This window comes from Achromobacter spanius, from assembly GCF_003994415.1.
GTDB lineage: Bacteria > Pseudomonadota > Gammaproteobacteria > Burkholderiales > Burkholderiaceae_B > Achromobacter > Achromobacter spanius_C.
The window spans coordinates 3,439,906-3,454,970 of record NZ_CP034689.1 but is presented as its reverse complement, the minus strand read 5'-3'; the positions used below and the strand labels follow the sequence as shown (position 1 = coordinate 3,454,970).

General features: G+C 62.1%; 15 protein-coding genes. 9 read left to right on the top strand and 6 right to left on the bottom strand.

Annotated elements, in window-relative coordinates; genetic code table 11:
* Positions 1-70: 70 nt before the first annotated feature.
* The gene (locus ELS24_RS15695; protein WP_050444669.1) at positions 71-574 is read left to right on the top strand and encodes a Dps family protein; all 504 of its coding nucleotides are present in this window, start codon (positions 71-73) and stop codon (positions 572-574) included.
* Between the two features lie 157 nt (positions 575-731).
* Here the strand turns inward: ELS24_RS15695 and ELS24_RS15690 are convergent, their stop codons facing one another.
* Complete coding sequence (locus tag ELS24_RS15690; protein ID WP_127186359.1) at positions 732-1,328, bottom strand: RBBP9/YdeN family alpha/beta hydrolase; 597 nt, start codon at positions 1,326-1,328, stop codon at positions 732-734.
* 269 nt (positions 1,329-1,597) lie between these two features.
* On the opposite strand from ELS24_RS15690, the gene ELS24_RS15685 reads away from it, so the two are divergent.
* Positions 1,598-2,725 (top strand): branched-chain amino acid ABC transporter substrate-binding protein, encoded by a 1,128-nt coding sequence (locus tag ELS24_RS15685; protein WP_050444670.1) that lies wholly within the window; start codon positions 1,598-1,600, stop codon positions 2,723-2,725.
* 156 nt (positions 2,726-2,881) lie between these two features.
* Here the strand turns inward: ELS24_RS15685 and ELS24_RS15680 are convergent, their stop codons facing one another.
* The 4 genes from ELS24_RS15680 to ugpB all read right to left on the bottom strand — a co-directional run bounded on the left by ELS24_RS15680 (position 2,882) and on the right by ugpB (position 7,286).
* Positions 2,882-3,970: a sn-glycerol-3-phosphate import ATP-binding protein UgpC gene (locus ELS24_RS15680; protein WP_050444671.1), complete on the bottom strand. Its 1,089-nt coding sequence runs from the start codon at positions 3,968-3,970 to the stop codon at positions 2,882-2,884.
* A 49-nt stretch (positions 3,971-4,019) separates the two neighbouring features.
* Positions 4,020-4,871, bottom strand: a complete 852-nt coding sequence (gene ugpE, locus ELS24_RS15675) for a sn-glycerol-3-phosphate ABC transporter permease UgpE (protein WP_050444672.1) — start codon at positions 4,869-4,871, stop codon at positions 4,020-4,022.
* A gap of 21 nt (positions 4,872-4,892) precedes the next feature.
* Positions 4,893-5,774: a sn-glycerol-3-phosphate ABC transporter permease UgpA gene (gene ugpA, locus ELS24_RS15670; RefSeq protein WP_050444673.1), complete on the bottom strand. Its 882-nt coding sequence runs from the start codon at positions 5,772-5,774 to the stop codon at positions 4,893-4,895.
* A gap of 198 nt (positions 5,775-5,972) precedes the next feature.
* Positions 5,973-7,286, bottom strand: coding sequence for a sn-glycerol-3-phosphate ABC transporter substrate-binding protein UgpB (gene ugpB, locus ELS24_RS15665; protein ID WP_050444674.1), 1,314 nt, complete (start codon positions 7,284-7,286; stop codon positions 5,973-5,975).
* Between the two features lie 193 nt (positions 7,287-7,479).
* Here ugpB and proC point away from each other — a divergent pair, with 193 nt between their 5' ends.
* The 7 genes from proC to ELS24_RS15630 all read left to right on the top strand — a co-directional run bounded on the left by proC (position 7,480) and on the right by ELS24_RS15630 (position 14,253).
* Positions 7,480-8,313 (top strand): pyrroline-5-carboxylate reductase, encoded by an 834-nt coding sequence (gene proC, locus ELS24_RS15660; protein WP_050444675.1) that lies wholly within the window; start codon positions 7,480-7,482, stop codon positions 8,311-8,313.
* Positions 8,310-8,864: a queuosine precursor transporter gene (locus ELS24_RS15655; RefSeq protein ID WP_127184661.1), complete on the top strand. Its 555-nt coding sequence runs from the start codon at positions 8,310-8,312 to the stop codon at positions 8,862-8,864. The genes proC and ELS24_RS15655 overlap by 4 nt, the downstream gene beginning before the upstream one ends.
* 457 nt (positions 8,865-9,321) lie before the next feature.
* Positions 9,322-10,437, top strand: coding sequence for a high-affinity branched-chain amino acid ABC transporter substrate-binding protein (locus ELS24_RS15650; RefSeq protein ID WP_050444677.1), 1,116 nt, complete (start codon positions 9,322-9,324; stop codon positions 10,435-10,437).
* Positions 10,438-10,626: 189 nt separating this feature from the next.
* The gene (gene livH / locus ELS24_RS15645) at positions 10,627-11,553 is read left to right on the top strand and encodes a high-affinity branched-chain amino acid ABC transporter permease LivH (RefSeq protein WP_050444678.1); all 927 of its coding nucleotides are present in this window, start codon (positions 10,627-10,629) and stop codon (positions 11,551-11,553) included.
* Positions 11,553-12,788: a high-affinity branched-chain amino acid ABC transporter permease LivM gene (locus tag ELS24_RS15640; protein ID WP_050444679.1), complete on the top strand. Its 1,236-nt coding sequence runs from the start codon at positions 11,553-11,555 to the stop codon at positions 12,786-12,788. Before livH ends, ELS24_RS15640 begins: the two co-directional genes overlap by 1 nt.
* Positions 12,785-13,552, top strand: coding sequence for a high-affinity branched-chain amino acid ABC transporter ATP-binding protein LivG (gene livG, locus ELS24_RS15635; RefSeq protein WP_050444680.1), 768 nt, complete (start codon positions 12,785-12,787; stop codon positions 13,550-13,552). Before ELS24_RS15640 ends, livG begins: the two co-directional genes overlap by 4 nt.
* A complete protein-coding gene (locus tag ELS24_RS15630) occupies positions 13,552-14,253 on the top strand; it encodes an ABC transporter ATP-binding protein (protein ID WP_127186358.1) in 702 nt (233 codons plus the stop codon). The genes livG and ELS24_RS15630 overlap by 1 nt, the downstream gene beginning before the upstream one ends.
* Before the next feature lie 94 nt (positions 14,254-14,347).
* Here the strand turns inward: ELS24_RS15630 and ELS24_RS15625 are convergent, their stop codons facing one another.
* A complete protein-coding gene (locus tag ELS24_RS15625; protein WP_428839702.1) occupies positions 14,348-15,037 on the bottom strand; it encodes an aspartate/glutamate racemase family protein in 690 nt (229 codons plus the stop codon).
* Positions 15,038-15,065: the final 28 nt, after the last annotated feature.

The window sequence follows — 15,065 nt, the reverse complement described above, 5'->3', positions numbered from 1 at the left end:
GGGATTCACGTTAATTCCTCATGTTTGCAGTGGTATCCTTCCTTCGTACTTTTCCTAATAGGAGCTAGCAATGGCCAAGTCCCCCAAGAAGACCCCGAGCAGCGCCCCGCGCATCAACATCGGCATTTCGGACAAGGACCGCGCCGCTGTCGCCGGCGAATTGTCCAAGCTGCTTGCCGATTCGTACACGCTGTACCTGATGACGCACAACTTCCACTGGAACGTCACGGGGCCCATGTTCAACACGCTGCACCAGATGTTCATGACGCAGTACACGGAAGAATGGACCGCGCTGGACAGCATCGCCGAACGCATCCGCGCGCTGGGCCACTACGCCCCGGGCACGTATCGTGAATACGCCAAGCTGTCGTCCATTGCCGAACCGGAGTCCGTGCCGGAAGCGCTGGAGATGGTGCGCCTGCTGGTCAGTGGAAACGAATCCGTCGCCAAGACCGCCCGTTCCGCCTTTGAGAAGGCCGACGCCGCTAACGACCAGCCCACGGCTGACCTGTTGACGCAGCGCCTCGATGTGCACGAAAAGAATGCGTGGATGCTGCGTAGCTTGTTGCAATGACGTAAGCGAGCAGGAGCCTGGTTGGCCCTGCCATTCGTATTGCGACTTCGGGGTTTTCCTTTAGACGGAGATAACCGAACGTCATGATTTGAAACAATGGCTGCTTCAGGGCGGCCATTGTTTATTTGCGATGCGCACTGGCGATCAGCGCAGTTATCTAGAACATCCCGCAAGCAGGAACCGGCGGGATGCGTTTGGCCGGGGCGGGGATACGCCATGCAGCACGGCGTCGCAAGGCGCCGAATATTTTCAAGCCTTCTTGCCAATCGCCCAAACCACTTTCGGCATTGATGTGCCCGGCGCCGGAAAGCAACACGAAGCGGCTGCCCCAATCTTCGGCGAACGCGCGGGCGCGTTCCAGGGCGCAATAAGGGTCGTCGTCGCTGGCCACCACCACGCTTTGAAACGGTAGCGACTGGCGGGAGATGGGCGCAAAGCCGTGCAGGCAAGCCGGTGCGTCGGGGCGTTCGACGTCGGCAGGCGCCACCAGCAGCGCGCCGGCGACCTTGGCGCGCAGGGGGACGGGTAGGCTCGCGGTGATCAGGCAGCCCAGGCTATGCGCCACGATCAGCACCGGGCAGCGCGCCCGGTCGACCTCGCCCGCCAAGGTGGATACCCATTGGGCGGGTTCCGGGTTTTCCCAGTCGCGTTGTTCGACGCGCACCGCATGAGGCAGCACGCTTGCCCAGCGCGATTGCCAGTGGTCTGGTCCGGAGTTTTTCCATCCGGGGACGATGATCGGTTGGAGTCTCATGGCGGCCATGATGACGCGCGCCTTTAGTAACTCAAACGAATAAATCGTCGATTGCATATGTCTCAAGGGATATAACGCGAGGCGTTCGGCGTTGCGGCACCTGCCGCGCGCCGATGTGCCGGAAGTCGGGGCGGATGGACTCCAAAAGCCCGGTTCTTTCGGTGTATGCTTGCCGAGCAAAAGCACCGCAGTGGGGCGTGATCATACGTACTTCCGGCGTCCGCCCGCTGCGAAAACCAACGATTACAAGCAATCAGAGGAGTCCACTCATGAAGCTAACCTTTCGTCTGACCCCGGTCGTTGCGGCACTCGGCGTTGCCGCCGGCCTGACGTTTGCCGCGGGCGCGCATGCGCAAACCATCAAGATCGGCGTGGTCGGCCCCACCACGGGCGCGGTTACCCAGTATGGCGACATGGTCCGCGAAGGCGTGGATACCGCCATTGAACGCATCAATGCCGCGGGCGGCGTCAACGGCAAGAAGCTTGAAGCGGTGGTGATCGACGACGGCTGCGAACCCAAGCAAGGCCCGGTTGCGGCCAACCGTGTCGTCAACAGCAAGATCGGTTTTGTGGTGGGCCATGTGTGCTCGGGCGCCACCATCGCCGCCGCGGACATCTACAACAACGAAGGCGTGGTGATGGTGACCCCGTCGGCCACGGCGCCGGCCGTCACGGACGGCAAGAACTACGAGTTCATCTTCCGCACGATCGGCCGCGACGACCAGCAAGGCCCCGCTGCCGCGCAGTTCATCCTGGAAAAGATCAAGCCGAAGAAGGCTGCCGTGCTGCACGACAAGCAGTCGTATGGCCAAGGCATTGCCACCGCAGTCAAGAATGACCTGGAAAAGGGCGGCGTGCCCGTCGCGATCTTCGAAGGCGTGAACGCCGGCGACAGCGACTACTCGGCCGTGATCACCAAGCTGAAGGCGCAAGGCGTGGACTTCGTCTACTACGGCGGCTACCACCCCGAAATGGGCTTGTTGCTGCGCCAGGCGGCTGAGCAGGGCGTGAAGGCGAAGTGGATGGGTCCGGAAGGCACGGGCAACCCCGACATCAACGCCATTGCCGGCGACGCCGTGGAAGGCATGTTGCTGACGCTGCCGGCCGACTTTACCCAGAACGCCGCCAACGCCGACATCGTCAAGGCCTTTGAAGCCAAGAAGCGCAACCCCAGCGGCGCCTTCCAGATGACGGCCTACGCGGCCACCCAGGTCATTGCGGACGGCATCAAGGGCGCGGGCAGCGATGACCCGACCAAGGTTGCCAAGTACCTGCATGCCAATTCTTTCGACACGCCGATCGGCAAGGTGTCGTGGAACAAGCAGGGCGACCTGACGAACTTCAAGTTCGACGTGTTCACCTGGCACAAGGACGGCTCCAAGACCGTCTACAAGTAATGCCGTGACAGTGATGCAGTGACCCGGTGGCGCACTAGCGCGCCGCCGGCGCTGCATGTGAATCGGGCCGCAAGCCAATGACATGGCTTGCGGCCCGATTCTTTTGCCTGGCAGCCGCGCCAGGCGATCGCCGTGGCGGCTGATGGCTTAGAGGGTTTACAGACCCTGCACGCGGCGACCCGTTTCGACGTCGAACCAATGCAGCGGATGGCGGCCGTCCGGGCCGACATTGACGCGATCGCCCACCTTGGCCGACGCTTCAGACAACTGGCGCGTCGTGCAGCGCACCACCAGCGTGGTCTTGCCGCAGCGGCAATGCACCAGTTGTTCCGAACCCAGCGTTTCGACCATTTCAACTTCGGCCGGCACGCCTTGCGTGTTCAGCAGCATGTGCTCGGGGCGCATGCCCATGATGATCTTGCGGCCGCGCACCTGGGACGGCACTTGCAGCGGCGAGATTTCCAGCGCCATGCCGTCGGTGGTCTGCACAGTGCCGTCGCCGGCCACCTGCACTTCCATCAGGTTCATCGGGGGCGAGCCGATAAAGCCGGCCACGAAGGTCGAGGCGGGCTTTTCAAAGACTTCCATGGGGGTGCCGATCTGCTCGGGCACGCCTTGGTACATCACGATCATGCGATGCGCCAGCGTCATGGCTTCAACCTGGTCGTGCGTCACGTACAGGCTGGTGGTGCCCAGGCGGCGATGCAGCTTCATGATTTCAAGGCGCATCGCCACGCGCAGCTTGGCGTCCAGGTTCGACAGCGGTTCGTCGAACAGGAACACCTTGGGTTCACGCACGATGGCGCGGCCCATGGCCACACGCTGGCGCTGGCCGCCGGACAGCGCGCGCGGGCGGCGGTCCAGCAGGTGGCCCAGTTCCAGGATCTGCGCGGCGATGTCCACGCGCTTCTTGATCTCGTCCTTGGAGAACTTGCGGATCTTCAAGCCATAGGCCATGTTTTCAAACACGGTCATGTGCGGGTAGAGCGCGTAGTTCTGGAACACCATCGCGATGTCGCGTTCGGCGGGTTCCAGGTTGTTGACGACCTTGTCGTCGATGACGATGTCGCCGCTGGTCACGGATTCCAGGCCGGCGACCATGCGCATCAGCGTGGACTTGCCGCAGCCGGACGGGCCGACGATGACGATGAATTCACCGTCTTTCACCTCCATGTCGATGCCATGGATGACCGGGACGTTGCCGGCGTAGGTTTTCTTGACGTTACGGAAGCTGAGAGTAGCCATGTTTATTCGGGTTCGGAGTCGTGTTCGGGTGGGCGAGGATGGGCAAGCGTCACTTTTCAGTGTCGACCAGACCCTTGACGAACCATTTCTGCATCAGGATGACGACGAGCGCCGGGGGAATCATGGCCAGCATGGCGGTGGCCATGGTGATGTTCCATTCGGTCACGCTGTCGCCGCCGCTGATCATCCGCTTGATGCCGATGACGACGGGGTACATGTCTTCCTGCGTGGTGATGAGCAGGGGCCACAGGTATTGGTTCCAGCCATAGATGAACTGGATCACGAACAGGGCCGCGATGCTGGTCTTGGACAAAGGCAGCAGCACGTCGAAGAAGAAGCGCACCGGGCCCGCGCCGTCGATGCGCGCGGCCTCGATGAGCTCGTCCGGCACCGTCAGGAAGAACTGGCGGAACAGGAAGGTGGCGGTGGCCGAAGCGATCAGCGGCAAGGTCAGGCCGGCGTAGCTATTCAGCATGCCCAGGTCGGCTACGACCTTGTAGGTGGGCGCGATCCGGACTTCGACGGGCAGCATGAGCGTGACGAAGATCATCCAGAAAAAGAACATGCGGCCGGGGAAGCGGAAGTACACCACCGCGAAAGCCGACAGCAGCGAGATCGCGATCTTGCCGATGGAAATCGACAGCGCCATGATCAGGCTGACGTACATCATGCGGCCGACGGGCGCGCCCGACGAACCGCCGGACGAACCGCCAAACAGCGCCTGCATGTAGTTGTCGACAAAGTGGGGACCGGGAATCAGCGACATCGGCGCCTGCGCCACTTCCTGAGCGGTCTGGGTAGACGCGACGAAAGTGATGTAGAGCGGAAATGCCACCATCGCCACGCCGCAAAGCAGAATGACGTGGGCCAGAATATCCAGCCAGGGACGGCGTTCAACCATTGTTATCAGCCTCGAACAAAATCAATACTGCACTTTGCGGTCGACGTAGCGGAACTGTACGACCGTCAAGGCAACCACAATGAACATCAGAATGACCGACTGGGCCGCGGACGAACCCAGATCCAGGCCACGGAAACCGTCGCTATACACCTTGTAGACCAGGATGGAAGTCGCCGTGCCGGGACCGCCTTGCGTTGTGGTGTCCACAATGGCGAAGGTGTCGAAGAAGGCATAGATGATGTTGACGACCAGCAGGAAGAACGAGGTGGGCGACAGCAGCGGGAACACAATGGTCCAGAAGCGGCGCGCCGGGCTGGCGCCATCGATGGCGGCGGCTTCGATGAGCGAACGCGGAATCGATTGCAGGCCGGCCAGGAAGAACAGGAAGTTGTACGAGATCTGCTTCCAGACGGCGGCCGCCAGCACCAGCATCATGGCCTGGTTGCCGTCCAGGCGCGGGTTCCAGTCGACGCCGGAGTTGCGCAGCGCCACGGCCAGAATGCCCACGGAAGGCGAAAACATGAACAGCCACAGCACGCCGACCACAGCGGGCGCCACAGCGTAAGGCCAGATCAGAAGGGTCTTGTAGAGTCCCGCGCCGCGAATCACGCGGTCGGCCATGACGGCCAGCAGCAAGGACACGCCCAGACCCACCGCAGCCACCAGTATCGAAAAGACGGCGGTGACGCGGAAGGAATCGAGGTAAGCCTGTTGCGAGAACAGTTCCATGAAGTTGTCGAGCCCGACGAACTCGGACGACAGGCCGAAGGCATCTTCAAGCCGCATGGACTGCCACATGGCTTGTCCGGCGGGCAGGAAAAAGAAGACCACGGTAATGATCAGCTGCGGCAGCAGCAGCAGATAGGGCAGGGTCTTATGCCCAAAGACAACGCGTTTTTCCATAGGGGGTACCCAAGGTACAGAAAAGCGGCGGTTGGAGTAACCGCCGCTTGAAACCGCTTCATAAAAATACGACAGGCTTGAAGCCCCTTTATCACCAGGGCTTCAAGCCTTGCGCTCGTATCCGGATTGGCCGTTAAGTCATTGTCACGCTTGAGAAATGCCGTGAAGCAATCACCCGACCGAATCCCGGAAAGGGCGCTACTTTACACTCTTCTCAAATTTTTCCAGCAACTCGTTGCCACGCTTGACGATGTTCTCGGTGCCGTCCTTGGCCGTAACCTTGCCGGACACGATGCGTTCGATTTCAGCGTCTTCGATTTCACGGATCTGCGGCAGGAAGCCCAGGCGCAGGCCACGCGATTGCGCGGTGGTTTCCACGTTCAATTGCTTGACGCCGACTTCGGTGCCCGGGTTCTTGTCGTAGAAGCCTTCTTTCTTGGTCAGCTCGTAAGCCGCCTTGGTGACCGGCACGTAGCCCGTCTGCTGGTGCCAGCGCGCGGCGATTTCAGGCGAGGCCAGGAATTGGAAGAAGGCGGTCACGCCCTTGTAGACTTCCGGCTTCTTGTTGGCGAAGACCCACAGCGATGCGCCGCCGATGATGGTGTTCTGCGGCGCGCCCTTCACGTCGGCGTAGTAAGGCAGGGTCGAGGTGCCGAATTCGAACTTGGCGTTCTTGGCGATGTTGGCGCGCAGGCCGGACGAGCCGGTGATCATGGCGCACTTGCCGCTGATGAACAGCGAGTTCGGCTCGTCGCCGCGGCCGCCGTACATGAAGATGCCTTCCTTGCCCAGCTTGGCCAGGTTTTCCAGGTGGCGCACATGCAGCGGGGTGTTGATGGCGATGCGGGCGTCCAGGCCACCGAAGCCGTTGTCCTTGGTGGCGTAGGGCACGTTATGCCAGGCCGAGAACGTTTCCAGCTGGGTCCACGACGGCCACGACGTGGTGTAGCCACATTCCTGGCCAGCAGCCTTCAGCTTCTGACCGGCGGCGGCCAGCTCTTCCCAGGTCTTGGGGGGATTGTCGGCGTCCAGGCCAGCCTTCTTGAAGGCGTCCTTGTTGTAATAGAACACCACGGTCGAGCTGTTGAAGGGCATCGACACCAGCTTGCCGTCGGCCGACGAGTAGTAGCCGGCCACGGCGCCGATGAATGCCTTCGGATCGATCGGGTTGCCGGCTTCTTCCGACATCTGCTGCACCGGCTTGATGGCGCCCTTGGCGTACATCATGGTGGCGGTGCCCACTTCGAACACTTGCAGGATGTCCGGGGCGTTGCCGGCGCGGAACGCGGCGATGCCGGCATTCATGGATTCGCCGTAGTTGCCCTTGTAGATCGCCTTGACCTGGTAGTCGGGGTTCTTCTTGTTGAACTCTTCGACCAGACCATTGACGCGGTCGCCCAGGGCGCCTTCCATCGAATGCCAGAACTGAATCTCGGTGGCGGCATGCGCGGACGCGCCCGCGAACGCGGCCATCACGGCGGCGAAGGTTAAAGCAATACGGTGGGATCGCATGATGAGGTTGCTCCTGATGGGCGTGTTGTGACCGGGGTGTCCAGACACGGAAAACACGACACCTTATGAATTGTTTGTGACAAAACCGTGACTTTCACATCACCGCAAACGCCTGTCAAATTGTGCGTTTCAGGCGCGAACGAACATTTTCTTTTTTTTCCCCCGCGAAGCCGACCGACTACAATGCCGTCCTATGAAAAACGAACTTTCGATTGCGTTCATTGGCGGCGGCAATATGGCGGCCGCTTTGGCCTCCGGACTGGCCGGCAAAGTATGCCCCGCCAGCAGCATCCATGTCATTGACATTAATAAGGATAGCCACGCGGCTTGGCAGGCGCGTGGCATGACCACGGCAGTGGCCCCGGACGAAGCCCTGGCCCGGTGCCGCGTTTGGGTGTTCGCGGTCAAGCCGCAGAACATGAAAGATGTTGTGGCATCCGCGCGTCAGTGGCTGCAAGACGACACCTTGGTGGTCAGCGTGGCGGCCGGAATCCGCGCGGACACCCTGGCGGGCTGGCTGGGATCCCCGGACGCGCCTTTCAAGCGCCTGGTGCGTTGCATGCCCAATACGCCCGCCCTGGTGGGCGCGGGCGTGACGGGCCTGGCGGCGCTGGATGGCGTCAGCGAAGCCGATCGCGCCTTGGCCGCAAGCCTCTTGGAAAGCGTGGGGCAGGTGGTGTGGGTGGCGGACGACGCTGCGCTGGATGGCGTGACGGCCTTGTCCGGCAGTGGCCCGGCGTATGTATTCCTGTTCCTGGAAGCCTTGGTGGCGGGCGGCGTGAAGGTCGGCTTGACCGAGGCGCAGGCCAAGCAACTGGCCTTGGGCACGCTGGCTGGCGCGACCCGGCTTGCGGCCGAATCGTCAGACCCCTTGTCAGTGCTGCGCGAACGGGTCACGTCCAAGGGCGGCACCACGGCCGCCGCGCTGGCTGCGTTTGACGCCGCCGGGTTTGCCGGCATCGTGGAAGACGCCATGGCCGCCGCGGCGCGCCGTTCGCGCGAGCTGGCCGAGGAATTCGGGCAATGACCACGGCAAGCCGGCTCTTTCCGCCGATGAGCCGTGCGCAGTTCGGCATTGCCGTGCTGAGCATGCTGCTGGTGGTGGTGGGCTCGAACATTCTGGTGCAGGTACCGCTTAACGATTGGTTGACGTGGGGCGGTCTGTCGTACCCCGTCGCCTTCCTGGTTACCGATGTGTTGAACCGGCGCTTTGGCCCGTCGGCCGCGCGCCGGGTGGTCTGGTTCGGCTTTGCGGCGGCGTTGGTGGTGTCGCTCTGGGTGGCGTCGCCGCGTATTGCGCTGGCCTCGGGCCTGGCCTATATCTGCGCGCAACTGGTGGACATTCAGGTCTTTGACCGTTTGCGCGACCAGCGTTGGTGGCGCGCGCCGCTGGTATCGGGCGTGGTGGGCGCCGTGCTGGACACCGCGGTGTTCTTCAGCGTGGCCTTCGCGGCGACCGGCTTGCCATGGACGACGTGGATGCTGGGCGATCTGGCCGTCAAGCTGGTGGTCAACATCAGCATGCTGGCGCCGTTCCGGGCGCTGATGTGGAACCTGGCCAAGCCGGTCAACGCCTGACGCCGGGCATCAAAAAAACACGCGCATCGCGGCGAAGCAAACGCCCGATGCGCGTTTTTCTTGGGCGGCGGGTTATGCGGAATTCATTAACGCAATAATCAATAATCGTAAGTCCGGCGTAAGCACTGTATTTAAATGCATATTCGAACGCCGTATTAATGATTATTCATATATCGGCCATTGCACAAAATCATCCAACGTGCCAGTTGAAACCGAAGGCAAATTCAGCAAATTTCCCGTATTTTCATGGGCTTGCAAAGCTGATGCGTCACGATTAAAGGTTTGCCGGGAAATATTGGGGATTACACGCAGTGACAGTATGTCGGCTAACTCCCAGAATACCGCCCACACCGTGTTTTTGCCCAAGAAGCCGGCGACGCGAGATACGGATGGCGGGGTATCCACCCGACAAGCCGTTTCAATCAGAGCCGCTCAAAACCTCGCTGGAGAACTCCGCATGAAGTTTCTGAATCGCCTTACCCCGGTAGCCATGGCGCTTGGGGCACTTGCCTTGGCGGGCGCCGCACACGCCGCCGACACCATCAAGATTGGCATTCCCCAGCCCATGACCGGCCCCAACACCCAATATGGCGACCAGATCCAGGCCGGCGCCTTGACCGCTATCGAAACCATCAACGCCAAGGGTGGCGTGAAGGGCAAGAAGCTTGAGCCGATCCTGATCGACGACGGCTGCGAACCCAAGCAGGCCGTGCCGGCCGCCAACCGCGTGGTCAACTCCGGCGCCAAGTTCGCCGTGGCCCATGCTTGCTCGGGCGTTACCGTGGCCGCCGTGAAGGTGTACGAAGAAGAGGGCATTGTCGGCATCACCCCGGGCGCCACGTCGCCGCTGGTCACCGACACCATCAAGCCGCATTTCTTCTTCCGCACGATTGGCCGCGACGACCAGCAAGGCCCGTACGCCGCCAACTACATCGCCAAGACGCTCAAGCCCAAGAAGGTCGCCATCCTGCACGACAAGCAGACCTACGGCTCGGGTGTGGCCACCCAGGTCAAGGACGCGCTGGCCAAGCAGAACGTCAATGTGTCGATGTTTGAAGGCATCAACGTCGGCGATAGCGATTACTCGGCCATCATCACCAAGCTGAAGTCCGAAGGCGTGGACCTGGTCTACTTCGGCGGCTACCACCCCGAACTCGGCCTGCTGCTGCGCCAATCGCGCGAACAGGGCCTGAACGTTCAGTTCATGGGTCCGGAAGGCACCGCCAACCAGGACCTGGTGGCCATCGCCGGCCCGGCCATCGAAGGCCTGCTGGTGACGCTGCCGGCTGACTTCACCAAGCTGCCTGGCAACGAAGGCATCGTGAAGGCCTTCAAGGACGCCAAGCGCGATCCGGACGGCGCCTTCCAGATGCCTGCTTATGCCGCCGTGCAGATCCTGGCCGACAGCATCAATGCCGTGGGTGAAGACCCCGCCAAGGTTGCGGACTACATGCACAAGACCGCGTTCAACACCGGCATCGGCAAGGTTGAATACGACGCCAAGGGCGATTTGAAGAACTTCGAATTCGCCGTCTACAAGTGGGACAAGTCTGGTAAGAAGACCCAGCTGTAAACTCGCGATCTCGCCGGCGCGGTGCCGGCGTGTAGGGCCTGTTGTCTTCGTTGTGCCGTAATCCGCGTAGCGAAGCGCCAAAAGCGCTGTGCGGCCGGCAGGCGGTGATCACAGGCCCTTAGAAAATACGCCCAGGTTTCCGGCTCCGGGTCTCTCCACCGGGGCCGGAACCATTTGGAGCATTAGATAATGTCAGACCTCATACCCCAACTTACCCAGCAATTCTTCAACGGATTGTCCCTGGGCGCGATCTACGCGTTGATCGCCATCGGCTACACAATGGTCTACGGCATCATCGGGATGATCAACTTCGCCCACGGCGAAATCTATATGATCGGCGCCTATGTCGGCCTGGTCACCTTGACGGCCATCGGCACCAACAGCGGTTTGCCGATGCCATTCATCATTGCGTCCATGTTGCTCGTGGCCATTGCCGTGACCGGCGTATATGGCTTTTCGGTCGAGCGCGTTGCGTATCGGCCGGTACGAGGCAGCCCCCGCCTGGTGGCGCTGATCTCGGCGATCGGCATGTCGATCTTCCTGCAGAACTGGGTGGCCCTGGGCCAGGGCGCGCGCGACATGGCCGTGCCATCGCTGATATCCGGCGCCGTGCAGTTCCACATGGGAACCGACTTCGACGTGACGGTGCCGTATTCGCGCATCATGATCATCGTGGTGACGGTGGTGCTGATGATCGCCCTGACGCTGTTCATCAAGTATTCCCGCATGGGCCGCGCCTCGCGCGCCTGCTCGCAAGACATGCACATGGCCAATCTGCTGGGCATTGACACCAACCGCGTGATCTCGTTCACGTTCGTGATGGGCGCGATCCTGGCGGCGGTGGGCGGCGTGCTGATCGCCATCACCATCGGCAAGCTGAATCCGTTCATCGGCTTCCTGGCCGGCATCAAGGCCTTTACGGCGGCGGTGCTGGGCGGCATCGGCAGCATCCCCGGCGCCATGCTGGGCGGCGTGCTGCTGGGCCTGGCCGAAACCTTCGCGGCCGCGTATATCTCGTCACAGTACAAGGACATCGTGGCGTTCTCGCTGCTGGTCCTGATTCTGCTGTTCCGTCCCACCGGGCTGCTGGGCAAACCTGAGGTGGAAAAAGTCTGATGTCGAAAAACAATCTTAAAAACGCCACGATGGCCGCCGTGCTGACGGCGGTGATCGTTACGCCGGTGTTTGGCCTGCAACTGATTCGTCAGGGCGCGCGCACGTCGATGGAATCGAACTGGGGGCTGGTGGCGCTTGCCGCGGCCGTGGTGTTCGCCTTCCAGATGCTGCGGCCCTGGATCGCCGCGCCGTTCCGCAAGCTGAAGACGTCGCTGCCGACCTTGCCGGCGGCGCCCGCCAAGACCCACAAAGGGCTGATGCTGTTGCTGCTGGCGATAGCGGTGGTGTGGCCGTTCTTCGCGGGACGCAGCTCGGTTGACATCGCCACGCTGGTGTTGATCTACGTGATGCTGGGCCTGGGCCTGAACATCGTGGTGGGTTTCGCCGGCCTGCTGGACCTGGGCTTTGTCGGCTTCTACGCGGTGGGCGCGTACACCTACGCCTTGCTGTACCACTGGGGTGGCTGGAGCTTCTGGGAAGCGTTGCCGTTTTCGGGGGCAATGGCGGCCTTGTTTGGGTTCGTGCTGGGCTTTCCGGTGCTGCGCTTGCGCGGCGACTACCTGGCGATCGTGACCCTGGGCTTTGGCGAAATGATCCGCCTGCTGCTCATCAACCTGAACACGCTGACGGGTGGCCCGGACGGCATTTCCGGTATTCCGAAGCCGACGGTGTTCGGCCTGGAAATGACGCGCCGCGCCAGCACGGAAGGCGGCACGACGTTCCATGACTTCTTCGGGCTGACGTTTGAAAACCAGCATATGGTGATCTATCTGTACCTGATGGCCTTGCTGCTGGCGCTGATCACGCTTGCCGTGTCCACGCGCCTGATCCGCATGCCGGTTGGCCGCGCCTGGGAAGCCTTGCGCGAAGATGAAATCGCCTGCCGTTCGCTGGGGCTGAACCCCACGCGCATCAAGCTCTCGGCGTTCACGCTGGGCGCCACCTTCGCCGGTTTCGGCGGCGCGTTCTTCGCGGCGCGCCAAGGCATGGTGAACCCGGAGTCGTTCACCTTCATTGAATCGGCGCTGATCCTGGCCATTGTGGTGCTGGGCGGCATGGGGTCGCAGGTGGGCGTGATTCTGGCGGCCATTTTGCTGACCGTCTTGCCCGAGTTGGCGCGCGAGTTCGCCGAATACCGAATGCTGATGTTCGGTTTGGTGATGGTGTTGATGATGATGTGGCGTCCGCAGGGGTTGTTGCCCATGAAGCGTCCCCACGTGGAGCTGTCTAAATGAGCGAGGCATTGCTGAAAGTATCCGGGCTCACGATGCGGTTCGGCGGCCTCTTGGCCGTGGACAGCGTGGGGTTCGAAGTCAAATCCGACGAGGTGTTCGCCATCATCGGCCCCAACGGGGCCGGCAAGACCACCGTGTTCAACTGCGTGGGCGGCTTCTATGCGCCCACCGCGGGCGACATCATCATGGACGGCAAGCCCATCAACGGTTTGCCCAGCCACAAGGTGGCGCGCCACGGGCTGGTCCGCACGTTCCAGAACGTGCGGCTGTTCAAGCAGTTGACCGTGCTGGAAAACCTGCTGGTGGCGCAGCACACTCAGGTGGAATCGCGGCTGTTGCCGGGCCTGTTGAAGCTCAAGGGCTATCAGCAGTCGGAGACCGATGCGCTGGCGCGCGCGGCGCAATGGCTCGATTTCATGGGGCTGCGTGAATTTGCCAACCGCGAGGCGGGCAACCTGGCCTACGGGCACCAGCGCCGCCTGGAAATCGCGCGCTGCATGATCACCAAGCCGCGCCTGTTGATGCTGGACGAGCCGGCGGCCGGCCTGAACCCGCAGGAAAAGCGCGATCTGCAAGCGCTTATCGACCAGCTTCGGCGCGAATTCGGCGTGGCCGTGCTGCTGATCGAGCACGACATGAGCCTGATCATGGGCATTTCCGACCGGATCCTCGTCATGGAACACGGCAAGCCCATCACGACGGGCACCCCCGATGAGGTGCGCAACGATGAGCGCGTGATCAAAGCGTACCTGGGGGAGGAATGATGCTTAAGCTGGAAAACATACACACCTACTACGGCGCCATCCAGGCCTTGAACGGCGTGTCGGTGGACGTGAACCAGGGCGAAATCGTGACGCTGATCGGGGCCAACGGCGCCGGCAAGACCACCTTGTTGATGACGGTGTGCGGCAACCCCCGCGCGCGTGAAGGCAAGATCACGTTCGATGGCGAAGACATCACGCAGAAGGACACGCACCACATCATGCGCAGTGGCATCGCCATTTCGCCTGAAGGCCGACGGGTATTCAAAGACCTGACGGTGGCTGAAAACCTGATGATGGGCGGGTTCTTTTCGAAGCGCTCGGAAATCGAGGCGGGCATGGACCACGTCTATGGCTTGTTCCCGCGCTTGAAAGAGCGCGCGGGGCAACGCGCGGGGCTGATGTCGGGTGGTGAACAGCAGATGCTGGCCATCGGCCGCGCGCTGATGACGCGGCCGCGTTTGTTGTTGCTGGACGAACCCACCTTGGGCTTGGCGCCGCTGGTGATCGCGCAGATTTTCGACATCATCCGCGAGATCCGCGAGCAGGGCGTGACGGTGTTCCTGGTGGAACAGAACGCGAACAAGGCGCTGGGCGTGGCTGATCGCGGTTATGTGCTGGAAAACGGCCGCGTCGTGCTGCAAGACACGGGCGCCAATTTGCTGGTCAACGATCAAGTCCGCAAGGCCTACCTGGGCGGATAAGCATCACGTTGACGGCTTCCCCGCGAAGGGAAATTCGGGCGCATCGAAAGATGCGCTTTTTTTTCGCCTTCGCGCGAGTGTGTGGCGTCGCCGTTCAGGCGGCGATGCGCTGCCTGGCCAGGTCCGCTTCGTAATGCGCGATGGCTGCGCGGGCAAGCGCATCGATCGAGTCCGTGAGCGTTACGCCCAGGCTGGGGCGCAGCGCGTGCGGCACGGCCAGCGGCAGTTCGGTGCAGCCCAGCACCACGGCGTCGGCGCCGCGTGCTTTCAGGCGGGCGATGCACTCGGCGGCGGGGGCGAAGGCCTCTTCCAGGCGGTTGCCCTTGACGGCGCGTATGGACCCCATGCAATAGCGTTCGACTTCGTCGTCGTCGGGAACGATGCAGTCGTAGCCTTGCGCCTGAAGGTGCTGCTGGTACAAGCCCAGTTTCAGCGTGGCGGCCGTGCCCATCAGGCCGATGCGGCCACGCGGCAAGCCCAGGCGGCGCAGGTCGTCAATGACCGCTTCGATGATGTGCAGCACCGGCACGCCTGTGCTGGCGGCGATGTCGGCGTACCAAAGGTGCGCGGTGTTGCACGGGATGGCGATCAGTTGCGCGCCGGCTTCCTCCAGAAAGCGCACGCCTTGAATCATATGGGGCAGGGGACTTTCACCGCCGGCCATATAGGCGCTGGAGCGGTCGGGAATGCGGGGGTCGTTGCGCAGCAAGGTGGGGATGTGTTGCTGGTCAATCGCGGCGGGCGTCAGCGCCGCCAGGCGTAGGGCAAAGGCCGCGCCGGCCATGGGCCCCATTCCGCCCAATACACCCAGG

Excerpts from the sequence above, each read along its gene's own strand:
- ELS24_RS15695 (WP_050444669.1), top strand. The coding sequence starts at position 71 with ATGGCCAAGTCCCCCAAGAAGACCCCGAGCAGCGCCCCGCGCATCAAC.
- ELS24_RS15625 (WP_428839702.1), bottom strand. The coding sequence starts at position 15,037 with ATGGCCGGCGCGGCCTTTGCCCTACGCCTGGCGGCGCTGACGCCCGCC.
- ELS24_RS15640 (WP_050444679.1), top strand. The coding sequence starts at position 11,553 with ATGTCGAAAAACAATCTTAAAAACGCCACGATGGCCGCCGTGCTGACG.
- livH (WP_050444678.1), top strand. The coding sequence starts at position 10,627 with ATGTCAGACCTCATACCCCAACTTACCCAGCAATTCTTCAACGGATTG.
- ELS24_RS15690 (WP_127186359.1), bottom strand. The coding sequence starts at position 1,328 with ATGAGACTCCAACCGATCATCGTCCCCGGATGGAAAAACTCCGGACCA.
- ELS24_RS15685 (WP_050444670.1), top strand. The coding sequence starts at position 1,598 with ATGAAGCTAACCTTTCGTCTGACCCCGGTCGTTGCGGCACTCGGCGTT.
- ELS24_RS15630 (WP_127186358.1), top strand. The coding sequence starts at position 13,552 with ATGCTTAAGCTGGAAAACATACACACCTACTACGGCGCCATCCAGGCC.
- ELS24_RS15655 (WP_127184661.1), top strand. The coding sequence starts at position 8,310 with ATGACCACGGCAAGCCGGCTCTTTCCGCCGATGAGCCGTGCGCAGTTC.
- ugpE (WP_050444672.1), bottom strand. The coding sequence starts at position 4,871 with ATGGTTGAACGCCGTCCCTGGCTGGATATTCTGGCCCACGTCATTCTG.
- livG (WP_050444680.1), top strand. The coding sequence starts at position 12,785 with ATGAGCGAGGCATTGCTGAAAGTATCCGGGCTCACGATGCGGTTCGGC.
- ELS24_RS15650 (WP_050444677.1), top strand. The coding sequence starts at position 9,322 with ATGAAGTTTCTGAATCGCCTTACCCCGGTAGCCATGGCGCTTGGGGCA.
- proC (WP_050444675.1), top strand. The coding sequence starts at position 7,480 with ATGAAAAACGAACTTTCGATTGCGTTCATTGGCGGCGGCAATATGGCG.
- ugpA (WP_050444673.1), bottom strand. The coding sequence starts at position 5,774 with ATGGAAAAACGCGTTGTCTTTGGGCATAAGACCCTGCCCTATCTGCTG.
- ugpB (WP_050444674.1), bottom strand. The coding sequence starts at position 7,286 with ATGCGATCCCACCGTATTGCTTTAACCTTCGCCGCCGTGATGGCCGCG.
- ELS24_RS15680 (WP_050444671.1), bottom strand. The coding sequence starts at position 3,970 with ATGGCTACTCTCAGCTTCCGTAACGTCAAGAAAACCTACGCCGGCAAC.